A 13,790-nucleotide genomic window follows, 5' to 3' on the forward strand; every position below is an offset into this window, starting at 1 on the left:
CCCGAACGGGCGCAGGCGACCGCCTCGGGCCGCGACACAGCGGCCCAGCGACTCACACCGGCAGCACTTCGAGATTGGCCATGCCCGGCAGCGCATGCAGGCTGGCGGCCAGTCGCGCGGTGTAGCTGCGGCTGAGCACCGTGCTGACTTCCGTCCAATCCGCGCGCGCCTCGGACGGCGTGAGTGTCAGCACCAGGAATCCGCGCCTGCTGGTCTCGGCATAGCGCAGGTCCCTCACCATCTTGGGGAAGGCATCCGTCAGCACGGGGCCCGAGATCAGCGGCAGCAGCAGTTCCAGGCCGGGCGAACTCACCGACGCCGTCGCGAACTCCACGCCGACCCGCTGGCCTGCCGCATCGGTGAGGTTGCTGGCCCAGGCGTTGTGGGTATCGCCCGCCAGGGAAATGAGGTTCTTGCCCATGGAGCGCGACGCCGCCAGCACGGTCTCGCGCGCAGCCGGGTAACCATCCCAGGCATCGAGGTTGTAGGGCACGCGGCGCTGGGCCAGCAGGGCGCGCTGGCTGTCGCTGCGCGAGGATTCGGGCGTCGCTTGCGCCAGCAGGAACTCGCCGATCGTCTCGGGCGTGAACGCGCTCGCGACGCTCAGCGGTATTTCCATGCGGGCCATCAGCACCTGGTTGCCGAGCACCTGCCAAGTGGCTCCGGAAGCGGCCAGCCGCGCCAACAGCCAGTCGGACTGGACGGCCCCCAGCAGCTGGCGCGACGCGCTGTCGGCGGCGCCGTCGAGGTACTCCTCCAGCGTGACTTGCCGATCGCGCCCGATCAACCGGGTGTCGAGCATGTGCAGCGAGGCCAGTGAGCCGAAATCGAAGGAGCGGTAGATCTTCAGCGGATCGGAGGGATCGGGCATGCGGACCGGAAGCCATTCGCGGTAGGCCTGGATGGCCGCGGCACGCCGGGCGGCGAAGCTGCCTTCGGTCTCCGGATCATGGTTGGTCGCGCCGCCAGACCAGGCGTTGTCCGCGAGGTCGTGGTCGTCCCACACCGCGATCATCGGCATCTTCGCGTGCAGCAACGCCAGGTCCGGGTCGGTCCGGTATTGGGCGTGGCGCCGGCGGTAGTCATCGAGCGTCAACAGCTCGCGCGGCGGCTGCGATTCGCGATCGATCGCGATCGCGAGTTGCGACGCGAAGCCGAGGGGTCCGAACTCGTAGATGTAGTCGCCAAGGTGCAGCACGACATCGATGTCGGTGCGCTTGGCCAGCTCGGCGCAGACGTTGAAGTAGCCGGCCGGGAAGTTCGTGCAGGAGATCACGCCCAGCCGCACCAGCGACACGCTGCCCACGGGCAAGGTCTTCGTGCGGCCCGTGGGCGATGGCTCCGAGCCGACGAAGAAGCGGTAGAAGTACACGCTGGCGGGCTGCAGGCCGGTGACGTCCACCTTGACGGTGAAGTCCTGCTCGGGACCGGTGCTCGCATCGCCGCGCGCCACAATGCCTCCGAAGTTGGTATCGCTCGCGACCTCCCAGCTCAGATTGAGCGTGCCGGGCCCGGCGCCGCTGACGCGGGTCCAGATGATGACCCGGTCAGACATCGGATCGCCGCTCGCGACGCCGTGCGCGAACAGGCTGGGCGGTGCAGGGGGCGGCGTGCCGCCGCTTCCACCACCCCCAATGCCTCCCCCGAAGCCACCACCCCCGCCCCCGCCGCCCCCGCCGCAGGCGGACACGCTGACCCCCGTGCCCACGAACATGGCATAGAGGATGGCGCCTCGAATGAAGCAACGGCGGGAGGGCTCGGGCGCAACAAGAAGCGGGGCGCTGCCCTGCGCGTTGGCGTCGGGCGGGTTGGCGTCATCGGCTTCGCGCATGTCTCGCTCCTTGCCCCGCACGGCAGTCGCGATCGCGCCTTTGGTCGTGTCGGAGGGTGGCGGGATTGAAAGCGGGACGAGGCGGCAGCGTCGTAGGCCGGTATCAGGAAAGGCGGTCGGCGAAGCACTTACATCGAGTCACACGCCGTTGCAGCTTGTCTCAGGAGCGATCCGCTGCGCAGCAAGACGTGACCGGCTACTACTCGGCCCGCGAGACCGGCCGGGCCTGCACATCGGTCACGTTGTCGCCGCCGCGCGCACGCAGCCGGACCGGGCTGTCGGTGGCTTCGCCACGCGCCTTTGCAGCGGCCACGTCGGCCGCTGTCGGCTCGGCCGGCCGCGCCGCCGCGCGGAAGCGATCGAAGCCATGGCGCGGATCGAAGCGCATGACCCAGGGCCGCACGGGCTGGCCCGTGAGGCGGGCCCAGCCGTAGCGCAGGCCCCACCAGGTGGCCAGCAGCAGTACCGCGACAGCCAGGCTGGCAGCAAACACCAGGCCGATGAGGAAAAGCAGGAGGCGCAGGAGGAAATTCATCATCCGGATTAGGCCACCGCTTCCGCGCTCGGTTCCCCAGCCTTGCTGAAGCTGAACTGGCCCGGAGCACGGATCGGGTCGGTGCCGACCGCGATCCGGTCCTTCGGCGCGAAGCTGCCGTCCAGCAACAGCTTCGACAACGGGTTCTCGATGCGGTGCTGGATCGCCCGCTTCAGCGGCCGCGCGCCGAACACCGGATCGAAGCCGACCTTGGCGATCTCCGACAGCGCTGCGGGCGACACTTCGAGCACGTAGTCCATTTTGGCCAGGCGCTCCTGCAGCACCTTGAGCTGGATGGCGGCGATGGCCTCGATGTTCTTCGCGTCGAGCCCGTGGAACACCACCGTCTCGTCGATGCGGTTGAGGAACTCGGGGCGGAAGTAGTTCTTCAACTCGTCCCACACCGCGTCCTTGATCTCCTCGGCGGGCCTGCCCACCATCGACTGGATGATCGGCGAGCCGATGTTGCTGGTCATCACGATCACCGTGTTCTTGAAGTTCACGGTGCGGCCCTGGCCATCGGTCAGGCGGCCATCGTCGAGCACCTGCAGCAGCACGTTGAACACGTCCGGATGCGCCTTCTCGATCTCGTCGAGCAGGAGCACGCTGTAGGGCTTGCGGCGCACCGCTTCGGTGAGGTAGCCGCCCTCTTCGTAGCCCACGTAGCCGGGCGGCGCGCCGATCAGGCGCGCGACCGAATGCTTCTCCATGAATTCGCTCATGTCGACGCGGATGAGGTGGTCTTCGCTGTCGAAGAGGAAGCCCGCCAGCGCCTTGCACAACTCGGTCTTGCCCACGCCCGTGGGCCCGAGGAAGAGGAAGGAGCCGGTGGGGCGGTTCGGGTCCGCGAGGCCCGAGCGCGAGCGGCGGATGGCGTTGGCGACCGCGCTGATGGCCTCGTCCTGGCCGACCACGCGCTCGTGCAGCTTGTCTTCCATCTGGAGCAGCTTGTCGCGCTCGCCCTGCATCAGCTTGGAGACGGGGATGCCGGTGGCACGCGCCACGACCTCGGCGATCTCCTCGGCGCCGACCTGGGTGCGCAGCAGCGTGGGCGCGCTGGACTTGCCCTTGTTCGCCTCGGTGTCCTGCGCCTCCTTCAGACGCTTCTCCAGGCCCGGCAGCTTGCCGTACTGCAGCTCGGCGACCTTGTTGAAGTCGCCCTTGCTGGTGAACTCCGCGATCTGGAACTTGATCTTGTCGATCTCCTCGCGGATCTGCGCGCTGCCCTGGGCCTGCGCCTTCTCGGCCTGCCAGATCTCGTCGAGGTCGGCCAGCTCTTTCTGCACGCGCGCGATCTCTTCCTCGATCAGGCCGAGGCGCTTCTGCGAGGCCTCGTCCTTCTCCTTGCGCACGGCCTCGCGCTCGATCTGCAACTGGATCAGGCGGCGGTCGAGGCGGTCCATCACCTCGGGCTTGGAGTCCATCTCGATCTTGATGCGGGCGGCGGCCTCGTCGATGAGGTCGATGGCCTTGTCGGGCAGGAAGCGGTCGGTGATGTAGCGGTCGGACAGCTCGGCCGCGGCGACGATGGCCGGGTCGGTGATGTCCACGCCGTGGTGGACTTCGTACTTCTCCTGCAGGCCGCGCAGGATGGCGATGGTGGCTTCCACGCTGGGCTCGCCCACGAGGATCTTCTGGAAGCGGCGCTCCAGCGCAGCGTCCTTCTCGATGTACTTGCGGTATTCGTCGAGGGTGGTGGCGCCCACGCAGTGCAGCTCGCCGCGCGCCAGGGCGGGCTTGAGCATGTTACCGGCATCCATGGCGCCTTCGGCCTTGCCGGCACCGACCATGGTGTGCAGTTCGTCGATGAAGACGATGGTCTGGCCTTCGTCCTTGGCCAGTTCGTTGAGCACGCTCTTGAGGCGCTCCTCGAACTCGCCGCGGTACTTGGCACCGGCCAGCAGGGCGGCCATGTCGAGGGAGAGGACGCGCTTGCCCTTGAGCGACTCGGGCACCTCGCCGGCGACGATGCGCTGGGCCAGGCCCTCGACGATGGCGGTCTTGCCCACGCCGGGCTCGCCGATGAGCACGGGGTTGTTCTTGGTACGGCGCTGCAGTACCTGGATGGCGCGGCGGATTTCCTCGTCGCGGCCGATGACGGGGTCGAGCTTGCCCAGACGGGCGCGCTCGGTGAGGTCGAGGGTGTATTTCTTGAGGGCTTCGCGCTGGCCTTCGGCTTCGGGGCTGTTGACGCCCTGGCCGCCGCGCACGGCGTCGATGGCGGCTTCGACGGACTTGCGGGTCACACCGTGGCTGCGCGCGAGGTTGCCGATCTCGGCCTTGCTGTCGGCCAGCGCGAGCAGGAAGAGCTCGCCCGCGATGAACTGGTCGTTGCGCTTGATGGCCTCCTTCTCGGTGGCCTGCAGCAGCTTGCCCAGTTCGGGGCCGACCTGCACCTGGTCATGGCCCTGCACCTGCGGCAGCTTCTTGATGGCGGCCTCGGCGGCCTGCAGCAGGCCGGGCACGTTGGCGCCGGCGCGCCCCAGCAGGGCGCGCGGCCCGTCCTCCTGGCGCAGCATGGCCACCAGCAGGTGCACCGGCTCGATGTAGGGGTTGTCGTTGCCCAACGCCAGCGACTGTGCGTCGGCCAGGGCTTCCTGAAACTTGGTGGTGAGTTTGTCTTGGCGCATGAATGACTCCAGTTCCCCGCCATTTAGGGATACGCGGCGTGGAATTCAAGCGAAAAAACAAACCCTACACCGAATCGGGCAGGGAGCCAAAGAAGCCGACGATCTCGCGTCCCAGCGTCTCTTCGCCGCTGTTGAAGTGGGCCATGATGGACATATGGTTGTGGCCACGCATCTGCACCACCCGAGGCGCGCGCCCGTGCGCCGCCGCCATCCGGTGGGCGAAGCCGAGCGCGTAGACGTCCAGCAGCGGGTTTTCGTACTCGGCCATGGCGATGAAGGCGGGAATGCCGGCATGGTCCGCCAGGCGCATCGGCGAGCGCGCCGCAAAGCGGGAAACGTCACCGCCGAAATAGGCGCGCACCCCGGATGCGTTGGGGTTCTGCGGCCGCAGGTCGGCGTCGAGGCGCGCGGACACCAGCACGATCGCGCTCGCATGGCATGGCCCCGGCCGGCACGCCGGGTCCAGCGCGTAGGCCGCCACGTGCGTTCCTCCTGCCGAGTGGCCGATCAGAAGCATGCGCGCGGGGTCGCCGCCGAATTCCCCCACCTGGCCGTGCAGCCAGGCCATGGCATCGGCCACGTCCAGAGCGCCGCCGGGATAGGGGGACTCGGGCGCCAGGCGGTACTCGATGTTGGCACCGACGAAGCCCTGGCGCGCGAACCAATACAGTACGTTGTCGTAGATCTCGGTGCTGGTGCGCTTGTCGCCGCGCACGAACGCACCGCCATGCACGAAGACGGCGACCGGTGCCCGGGCCGCTCCGGCGGGACGGAACGGGTCCAGCCGATGTCGCGCGTGCGGACCGTAGGCGATGTCGCGCGTCACCGTGATGCCGCTCTTGGGCGCCGCGGCCAGCAGCGGCGCATAGGCCTCCTTCACCTGCTGGCTGTGGCCGGGCAGGTCCGAAGCCCAGCGAGGGCCGACGTCGGCCATCAACGCGCGCAGCGTGGCGGGGCCTTCGATCATCGGCGGCGCGGGTCCTTCACTGGGCCAGCCCCGCGTTGCGCAGCACGTCCGACCATTTCGCCGCCTCGGCGCGCGCGAACGTCGCGAAGGCGTCGGCACTGCCCTGCTCCGGCTCGGCACCGAGCTCCTGCAGGCGCTTGCGCATCTCCGACGCCTGGAGCACGGCCGAGATGTCGGCGTGCAGCCGATCCAGCACCGGTCTGGGCAGGCCCGCCGGCGCGAACACGCCGAACCATGCACTGACCTCGTAGCCCGGCAGTCCGCTCTCGATCACGGTGGGCACCGCCGGCAGCATCGAGCTGCGCGTAGGCCCGGTGACGGCGAGGGCCTTGAGCTTGCCGGACTGCACATAGGGAAAGGCCGTGGCCTGCAGGTCGAACATCAGCGGCAGGTGTCCCGCCACCACGTCGTTGAGGGCCGGCGCACTGCCCTTGTACGGGACGTGCAGCAGCTTGATGCCGGCGGCCGAGGCCAGCAGCTCGCCGGCCAGGTGGTTGGAGGTGCCGGGCCCCGCCGATGCATAGCTGAGTTCGCCGGCCTTCGCCTTGGCCTGCGCGATGACGTCCGCAACGCTCTTGCCCGAGAAGGATGGGTGAGCCACCAGCACGAAGGGAATGGAGGCCAGCGGCGCGACCGGCGTGAAGTCCTTCACCGGGTCGTAGCCCACCTTGTTCATGGCCGGGTTGATGGCCTGCGAGCTGACCGTGCCCAGGAGCAGCGTGTATCCGTCGGCCGGCGCACCCGCGACGTGCTTGGCACCGATCGCGGTGCCGGCGCCGGCGCGGTTGTCGATCACCACCGGCTGCCCCAGCCTTTCGCCGAGCTTCTGTCCCACCGTGCGCGCCAGGATGTCGGCCGAACCGCCGGCAGGGTACGGCACCACGATCGTGACCGGGCGGTTCGGATACGCGCCCTGCGCGCCCGCAGGCGGCGCGAGCGCGACGGCGCCGGCCACGGCCAGTGCGCTCCAACCCAGGTTCCTCATCAGCAAACGGGCCATGACCGAGCTCCTCAGTGCATCGCCACCGCGGCCCGATCGACCTCCGGCACTTCCGGGATCTCGACCCCGTAGGGCGCGACATCGCTGCGGATCTGCTCGAGGGCGCGGCGGATGATCGCGATCTCTTGGTCCGGATGCGTCGCGCCCAGCCCATGCTCGGCTGCCAGCGCGCGGTTGCGGCCGGCGCGGGCGCGCTCGTCGGCCGGCAGGTTGACCACCGCATAGACGCCGTTGAGCAGGCTGCCGCGCAGCTTCTTGGCCACCTTCTCGCCCAGCAGCCGCCGGTCGTCGGCCGACAGCTCCGAGAAGAAGCGCCGCATGATGATGCGGCCGAACTGGATGTGCCGCGCCTCGTCGCGCAGGATCAGCTGGCAGGCGGTGCGGATCGACTTGTAGCGCGCGTTCTCGTAGCGCGCCTGCAGCAGCTCGCCCGAGAGTTGCTCGAAAAGCGTGTTGACGGCCAGGCCGGCGAAGAAGGACATGGCCTTCTCGTCCCGCTCGTCGTGGAAGCGCGGGATCACGGCCTTGAAGTAATCGGCGCGCGGCTCGTCCTGGTAGCCGGCCAGCCCGCGCGCCACCAGGAAAGAGGCTTCATGGTGGCGCAGCTCCTCGGCGATGAAATTGACGATGTGCTGCTTGATCTCGAAGGGCTGGTGCGCGAAGACCGCATCGCGCAGGCGCTCGGTGCCGTAGGGAATGGCGCCGTGCTCCATCCAGGCACGCAGGCTCCACCACTCGGCGCCGGCCTCGCGCACCTCGGCCGGCAACTCGGCCTCGCGCAGGTCGGAGAAGTCGATCACGGCCGGGTTCCAGGCCAGCTCGCGCGCCTGCTCGCACAGGCGCCAGACCTCGGGATACTCGATCTCTGACTTGATGGGATAGGGATTGGGAACGGGCGTGAGCTCTTCGAGGAGCGAGGGCTGCATCGGTGGCCTTTCGTGGGGAGTGGGAAGCACCTGGGGCGCATGCTGCGCCAGCGCGCGTGCTTCGTCCAATACCGTTTTCATGGGCTGGTGATAGGCGAGCACGATCACCAACGCACCCTCTCTCTAGAATGAACCGATGGACCTGCGTCAGCTTCGCCAGTTCGTCGCCGTCGCGGAAGAGCGCAGCTTCCGCCGCGCCGCCGAGCGCCTGCATGTCTCCCAGCCACCGCTGTCCGTGGCGGTACAGCGGCTCGAAGCCGAGGTCGGCGCCACGCTGCTGGACCGCACCCGGCATCACGTGCGGCTCACCGTGGCCGGCGAAGCCTTCCTGCGCGAAGCGCGCCGCACGCTGGCGCATGCCCAGCTGTCGGTCGAGATCGCGCAGCGCGCCGCCGCCGGCAAGCTCGGCACGCTGCGCCTGTCCTTCGTGCCCAGCGCCGCGCTGGGCGTGGTGCCGCAACTGCTGCGCGCCTTTCGGGAGGACTACCCGGACGTCAAGCTGGTGCTGACCGGCGACACCACTTCTCAGCAGATGGCAGCCCTGCTCAATGGCGCGACCGACGTGGGCATCGTCGTGCCGCCGCTGCACGACGCGGGCGACTTCCGGGTCCAACCCCACTGCGAGCAGGAGCTGATGCTGGCGGTCCCCGATACCCACCCGCTCGCGCAGCAGCAGCGCGTGCAGCTGCGCGACCTTGCGTCGGAGAGCTTCGTCGGCTTTCCGTTCAAGGAGGGCCCCGGCTTCGAAAGCGTGGTGATGGCGGCCTGCCAGGACTGCGGCTTCATTCCCAATTTCGTGCAGGTGGCGGCGCAGATGCAGACCATCCTGGCGCTGGTGGGCGCCGGCCTCGGGGTCGCGCTGATCCCCCAGGCCATGCAGTCCGTGCGGACTGCGCACGTGCATTTCCTGCAGGTGCGGCGGCGCCATGGGCCGGTCAAGTACCAACTGGGCCTGGCCTTCCGTCCCTCCAACAACAACCCGGCGCTTGCGGCCTTCATCGCGACGGCGCATCGCCTGCGCCCGCGCTGAAAGCGCTGCCGCCTCGTTCAGAATACGCCACTGCCGGGCACACGGGCACGGCGGTTGCTCGCCCTTGCCCTGTTCTTTTCTTCAACGATTGGAGTCGTACATGTTCTCTTCCAGGATGCCGCGCGGGTCGCGCCGTGTCTTCACGCTCGGGCTGGCGGCCGCGATGGCTGTCTTTGCGGGCCTTGCACAGGCGCAGCCATCCGCCACGCCGATCAGGCTGCTGGTCGGATTTCCCGCCGGCGCGGGCACCGATGCCATCGCGCGCACGCTGGGCGAGAAGCTCAAGGACGAACTGGGCGCGCCGGTCGTGGTCGAGAACCGTGCCGGCGCGGGCGGCCAGATCGCGGCCCAGGCACTGAAGGCGGCCGCGCCGGACGGTCATACGCTGTTCCTGACGCACGACCATTCGATCTCGATCCTGCCCCAGGTTGTGAAGAACCCCGGCTTCAACCCGGCCACCGACTTCGTGCCGGTGGCGGGCTTCGCTACCTTCGCCAACGTCCTCGCAGTCTCGGGCGGCACGCCGGCCAGGAGCATGGACGAGTATGTGAAATGGGTGCGCACCCAGCGCGGCGGCAAGGACACCATCGGCGTGCCTGCGCCGGCGTCCATTCCGGAGTTCCTGGTGAAGATGATCGGCACCAAGTACAAGATCGACGTGCAGGCCGCGCCCTACCGCGGCAGTGCGCCAATGACGGCCGACATGCTGGGCAACCAGATCAGCGCCGGCATCGCCTCGGTGCCGGACTTCATCGAGAACCACCGCGCCGGCAAGGTGCGCATCGTGGCGACGATCGGGACCAAGCGCCAGGCGCTGCTGCCGCAGGTGCCGACCTTCACCGAACTCGGCTTCGCCAACCTGGAGGACCTGCCTTATTACGGCGTGTTCGCACCGGTGGGCACGCCGCAGCCGGTGATCGATCGCTTCGGCGCGGCCCTGGCGAAGGTGCTGGCCATGCCGGACGTCAAGCAGAAGCTCACCACGCTGGGCCTGACGGTGGCCTACGAGCCGCAAGGCCAGTTTGCCGGGCGCGTGCGCAGCTACACGCAGACCTGGGAGCGGATCATCAAGAGCAGCGGCTTCACGCCGCAGTGATGTTTGCCCCCGGCGTTTCACTTCGCTTCGCTGCGTGTCACTCCACCCCCCCGGGGGGAGGCGCGGCCGCCTTGAAGCGGCCCGGCGGCGGCGGCATTGGCCCTCCGGCGCCGCAGCAGCGGCCTCAGGCGTTGCGGGCCTCGATGCCCCAACGCGCGAGCGCCGCATCGTCGTCCACGCGCGCATCGACCCACCGCGCGCCCTCGGGCGTCTGTTCCTTCTTCCAGAACGGCGCCTGGGTCTTGAGGTAGTCCATCAGAAACTCGCAGGCCTGGAAGCTCTGGCCCCGGTGCGCCGAGCTGACGGCCACCATCATGATCTGGTCCAGGGGCTGCAGCAGCCCGACGCGGTGGACGACGCGCACGCCGAGGATGTCGAAGCGCCGGTGGGCCTCGTCGATCATGGCCCCGATGGACTTCTCGGTCATGCCGGGGTAGTGCTCCAGCTCCATCGATGCAACCGCGCTCCCGTCATTGCGGTCGCGCACGGTGCCGATGAAGCTGCAGACGGCACCCACGCGCTTGTCTTCCGCGCGCAACGCGGCGACCTCCTGGGCGAGGTCGAAATCGGCTGTCTGGATCGAAACGCGGGTGCTGGGCATGGCGGGATTGTGGCACCGCGATAGACTTCGGCCCATGTCTTCCTCCGCGCCGTGCACCGCCCCGTCCTTCGACGCGAACGCGCCCGTGTGCCTGGAAGCCAAAGCCAAAAAACCCGAGCTCGTCTGACCGGAGCTTCGGTTCCGTCGTCGGATGAGCGACGGGACTGCAGGGTTCGAATCCGGCCTCTTCTTTCCGTGTGCGCGCGCCCGGCGGTGGTTCATCCATCGGTCGAGTCCTGAAAGGAAATTCCGCGTGCCTTCCGCTCCTACACCAGTCACCCCTGACTTCTCGGGCCTCTGGATCCCGCTCGTCACCCCCTTTCGCGACGGCGCCGTCGACCATGCCGCGCTCGCTGCGCTCGCCGAGCGCCTCGCAGTCACCGGCATCGCCGGCTTCGTGGTCTGCGGCTCGACCGGCGAGGCTGCGGCCCTGGATGCCGACGAGCAACTGGCCGTGCTGGCCACGGTCGCCCGCCCTGCGCCCGCGCTGCCGCGCATCATGGGTCTGTGCGGCTACCACCTCGGCAAGACCGTCGCCTGGACGCGCCGGTTGAACGACGAAGACCTGGCCGGGCTGCTGGTGCCGGCACCCAGCTACATCCGGCCTTCGCAGGACGGGCTTCGCGCGTGGTTCGAAGCGATCGCGCAAGCCAGTGCCGGTCCTGTCCTGATCTACGACATCCCCTATCGCACCGGCGCAACGATCGCACGGGAGACGCTGCTCGCGCTGGCCGCGGACCCGCGCATCCGGGGCATCAAGGACTGCGGCGGCGACATGGCCAAGACGCGCGCCCTGATCACCGATGGCCGCCTGCAGATACTGGCCGGCGAGGATCCGCAGTTGTTCTCGACAGTCGCGGAGGGCGGCGCCGGCGCGATTGCGGCCAGTGCGCATCTGCAGACGGAAGACTTCGTGCATGTCATCCGATCGCTGCGCACCGGAAGGCTCGACGAGGCGCGTGCCCGGTGGCAGCCGCTGCTGGCGCTGATCGAGCTCCTGTTTGCCGAGCCGAACCCCGGCCCCCTGAAGGCGGCAATGGCTCAGCGTGGGTGGCTGCAGGACGAGCTGCGGGCACCGATGACCCGCGCGAGCCAGACCTTGCGCGAACGCCTCCAAGCGGAGCAGACCGGGCTCAGCCGCCGGTGACCGGGGGGAAGAAGGCCACTTCCTGGCCTTCACGCAGCGGCGCGCTCTCCGCACTCATGACCTGGTCCAACGCCATGCGCACGGCCTTGCCGCGCGCCAGCGCGCCGGCGTGCGGCTCGCCGCGGGCGATCAGTTCGTCGCGCAGGGCACCGAGGTCCGCGGCGCGGGTCTCGACCGTCTCGCTGCCGATGCCCAAGGCCTCGCGCACCGAGGCGAAATAGCGCACGGTGATCTTCATGCTCAACCCAGTAGCGATGCGAAGGGGATGAACTGCACGGTGTCGCCGGCCTTGAAGGGTTGGCCGGCCGGCGTGTCGATCACGCCGTCGCCCCAGACCATGGAGGTCAGCACGCCGGAACTCTGGTTGGCGAACAGGTCCAGCCCGCCGGCCGCATTGCGCCGCGCGCGCAGGAATTCGCGCCGGCGGTCGGCGCGCGGCCAGTCGAAGTCGGCCCGCATCGCGACCGGCTCCGGCGCCACACGGCGGGCGCCTTGCAGGGTCAGCAGGAAAGGCCGCACCAGCAGCAGGAAGGTCAGGAAGCTGGACACGGGGTTGCCGGGCAGGCCCGTGAGGTGCGCGCTGCCGATGCGCCCGTAGGCGAAAGGTTTGCCGGGCTTCATCGACAGCGACCACAGGTCCAGATGGCCGAGGGCCTGCACCGCGGCCTTGATGTGATCTTCCTCGCCGACCGAGACACCGCCCGTGGTGATGATCAGGTCGCTGCGCTCGGAGGCGCCGCGCAGGGCCTCGATGGTGGCATCGCGCCGGTCGGGCACGATGCCCAGGTCTTGCACCTCGCAGCCCAGGCGATGCAGCAGGGCCCGCATGAAGAAGCGATTGGAGTTGTAGATCGAGCCGGGCTTCATGGCCTCGGGCGCCACCTCGCCGGGCATGACCAGCTCGTCTCCGGTGGACAGAAGGGTCACGCGCGGGCGCTTCGCCACCAGGAGCCGGTCGAGGCCGACGCTGGCCGCCAGGCCGAGACCTGCAGGCGTCAGGCGCTCGCCACGCGCGAGCACCACATCGCCGGCCGCCACGTCTTCGCCGGCGCGGCGTATCCACTGTCCCGGCGCCGGCACGATGTCGATGTGGACGCCGCCGAGGCCGCCCTCCTCCGGTACCGCGCGTGTGTCTTCCTGCATCACCACCGCATCTGCACCTTCGGGGATCTGGGCGCCGGTGAAGATGCGAGCGGCGGTGCCGGCGGCCAGTGCCGTTCCCACCGTGCCGGCCGGGATGCGCTGCGCGACCTTCAGCATTGCGCCGGCCCGGACGCAATCGGCGCTGCGCACCGCGTAGCCGTCCATCGAGCTGTTGTCGCGCGGCGGCACGGTGAGACCCGACACCACGTCCTGTGCCAGCACACGGCCGTCGGCCTCGAAAGTGGAAACGGATTCGGTGCCCAGCGGCGGCGTGGCCGCGGCCAGCAGCTTGGCGAGCGCCTCGTCCAGAGGCATCAGCGGGGGGCGTTTGGAGATTTCAGCCATGGCGATCCACCTTGTACTCGAAACGGGATGCGTTCTGCAGCAGCCAGGCCCCGATGGCATCGGCATCGTTCAGGTCGAAGATGGGGAGCCCGGTCGGTGCCGGAAGACGCTCGGGCATGTCGGTCGCGATCGCGACGATGAACGCATCCTCCGTGTAACGCGCCGGCCGGGCGGTCCGGCCCTCCTCCGCTTCGCGCCAGACCTCGATCTTGCGCAGGTCGCTGTGCTTGAAGCCCTCGACCAGCACCCAGTCGACGCCAGGGTTCAATTCGGCGATCAAGTCATGCACGCCCAGTTGCGTCGGTCGCTCGAACTCCCGGATCAGGGCGAGGCGCTTGTCCGAGGCGACCACCACCTCGAAGGCGCCGGCCTCGCGGTGGCGGTAGGTGTCCTTGCCGGGATGGTCGATGTCGAACTTGTGGTGGGCATGCTTGACCACCGACACGCGCTGCCCGTGCAACCGGAGCACCGGGATCAGCCGCTCGACCAGGGTGGTCTTGCCGGCTCCCGAGAAGCCGGCGAAGCCGATGGCCTTCATG

The 13,790-nt window shown here is 69.0% G+C and carries 13 protein-coding genes; 3 read left to right on the forward strand and 10 right to left on the reverse strand.

All coding sequences use genetic code 11. From position 1 onward, the window contains the following. Positions 1 to 52 precede the first annotated feature (52 nt). The 6 genes from ABEA07_RS23625 to ABEA07_RS23650 form a co-directional block, all read right to left on the reverse strand. On the reverse strand, positions 53 to 1,831 hold the full coding sequence (locus ABEA07_RS23625; RefSeq protein ID WP_345540940.1) for an alkaline phosphatase D family protein: 1,779 nt from the start codon (positions 1,829 to 1,831) through the stop codon (positions 53 to 55). Positions 1,832 to 2,030: 199 nt separating this feature from the next. Beyond that, positions 2,031 to 2,369 carry a hypothetical protein gene (locus ABEA07_RS23630; protein ID WP_345540941.1) on the reverse strand — a complete coding sequence of 113 codons (339 nt, stop codon included), beginning with the start codon at positions 2,367 to 2,369 and terminating at the stop codon, positions 2,031 to 2,033. 5 nt (positions 2,370 to 2,374) lie between these two features. Further along, positions 2,375 to 4,996: an ATP-dependent chaperone ClpB gene (gene clpB / locus ABEA07_RS23635; protein ID WP_345540943.1), complete on the reverse strand. Its 2,622-nt coding sequence runs from the start codon at positions 4,994 to 4,996 to the stop codon at positions 2,375 to 2,377. 64 nt (positions 4,997 to 5,060) lie between these two features. Further along, a complete protein-coding gene (locus ABEA07_RS23640; protein ID WP_345540944.1) occupies positions 5,061 to 5,963 on the reverse strand; it encodes an alpha/beta hydrolase in 903 nt (300 codons plus the stop codon). Between the two features lie 16 nt (positions 5,964 to 5,979). After that, on the reverse strand, positions 5,980 to 6,963 hold the full coding sequence (locus ABEA07_RS23645; protein ID WP_345540945.1) for a tripartite tricarboxylate transporter substrate binding protein: 984 nt from the start codon (positions 6,961 to 6,963) through the stop codon (positions 5,980 to 5,982). Between the two features lie 11 nt (positions 6,964 to 6,974). Further along, positions 6,975 to 7,970, reverse strand: a complete 996-nt coding sequence (locus ABEA07_RS23650; protein WP_345540946.1) for a ferritin family protein — start codon at positions 7,968 to 7,970, stop codon at positions 6,975 to 6,977. A 55-nt stretch (positions 7,971 to 8,025) separates the two neighbouring features. On the opposite strand from ABEA07_RS23650, the gene ABEA07_RS23655 reads away from it, so the two are divergent. Then, the gene (locus ABEA07_RS23655; RefSeq protein ID WP_345540947.1) at positions 8,026 to 8,919 is read left to right on the forward strand and encodes a LysR family transcriptional regulator; all 894 of its coding nucleotides are present in this window, start codon (positions 8,026 to 8,028) and stop codon (positions 8,917 to 8,919) included. A gap of 100 nt (positions 8,920 to 9,019) precedes the next feature. After that, positions 9,020 to 10,015, forward strand: coding sequence for a Bug family tripartite tricarboxylate transporter substrate binding protein (locus ABEA07_RS23660; RefSeq protein WP_345540949.1), 996 nt, complete (start codon positions 9,020 to 9,022; stop codon positions 10,013 to 10,015). Positions 10,016 to 10,139: 124 nt separating this feature from the next. On the opposite strand, the gene ABEA07_RS23665 is transcribed toward ABEA07_RS23660, so the two are convergent. Then, complete coding sequence (locus tag ABEA07_RS23665; protein ID WP_345540950.1) at positions 10,140 to 10,616, reverse strand: molybdenum cofactor biosynthesis protein MoaE; 477 nt, start codon at positions 10,614 to 10,616, stop codon at positions 10,140 to 10,142. A gap of 253 nt (positions 10,617 to 10,869) precedes the next feature. On the opposite strand from ABEA07_RS23665, the gene dapA reads away from it, so the two are divergent. Next, the gene (gene dapA, locus ABEA07_RS23670) at positions 10,870 to 11,763 is read left to right on the forward strand and encodes a 4-hydroxy-tetrahydrodipicolinate synthase (protein WP_345540951.1); all 894 of its coding nucleotides are present in this window, start codon (positions 10,870 to 10,872) and stop codon (positions 11,761 to 11,763) included. On the opposite strand, the gene moaD is transcribed toward dapA, so the two are convergent. The 3 genes from moaD to mobB are packed head-to-tail and all read right to left on the reverse strand — an operon-like array spanning position 11,750 to position 13,789. Then, entirely contained in the window at positions 11,750 to 12,001 is a 252-nt protein-coding gene (gene moaD, locus ABEA07_RS23675; protein ID WP_345540952.1) for a molybdopterin converting factor subunit 1, read from the reverse strand. The genes dapA and moaD overlap by 14 nt on opposite strands. Before the next feature lie 2 nt (positions 12,002 to 12,003). After that, on the reverse strand, positions 12,004 to 13,251 hold the full coding sequence (locus ABEA07_RS23680; RefSeq protein WP_345540954.1) for a molybdopterin molybdotransferase MoeA: 1,248 nt from the start codon (positions 13,249 to 13,251) through the stop codon (positions 12,004 to 12,006). Continuing rightward, positions 13,244 to 13,789 carry a molybdopterin-guanine dinucleotide biosynthesis protein B gene (gene mobB / locus ABEA07_RS23685; RefSeq protein WP_345540955.1) on the reverse strand — a complete coding sequence of 182 codons (546 nt, stop codon included), beginning with the start codon at positions 13,787 to 13,789 and terminating at the stop codon, positions 13,244 to 13,246. The genes ABEA07_RS23680 and mobB overlap by 8 nt, the downstream gene beginning before the upstream one ends. Position 13,790 lies beyond the last annotated feature (1 nt).

Origin of the sequence: Variovorax defluvii (genome assembly GCF_039541515.1) — a bacterium.
GTDB lineage: Bacteria > Pseudomonadota > Gammaproteobacteria > Burkholderiales > Burkholderiaceae_C > Variovorax > Variovorax defluvii.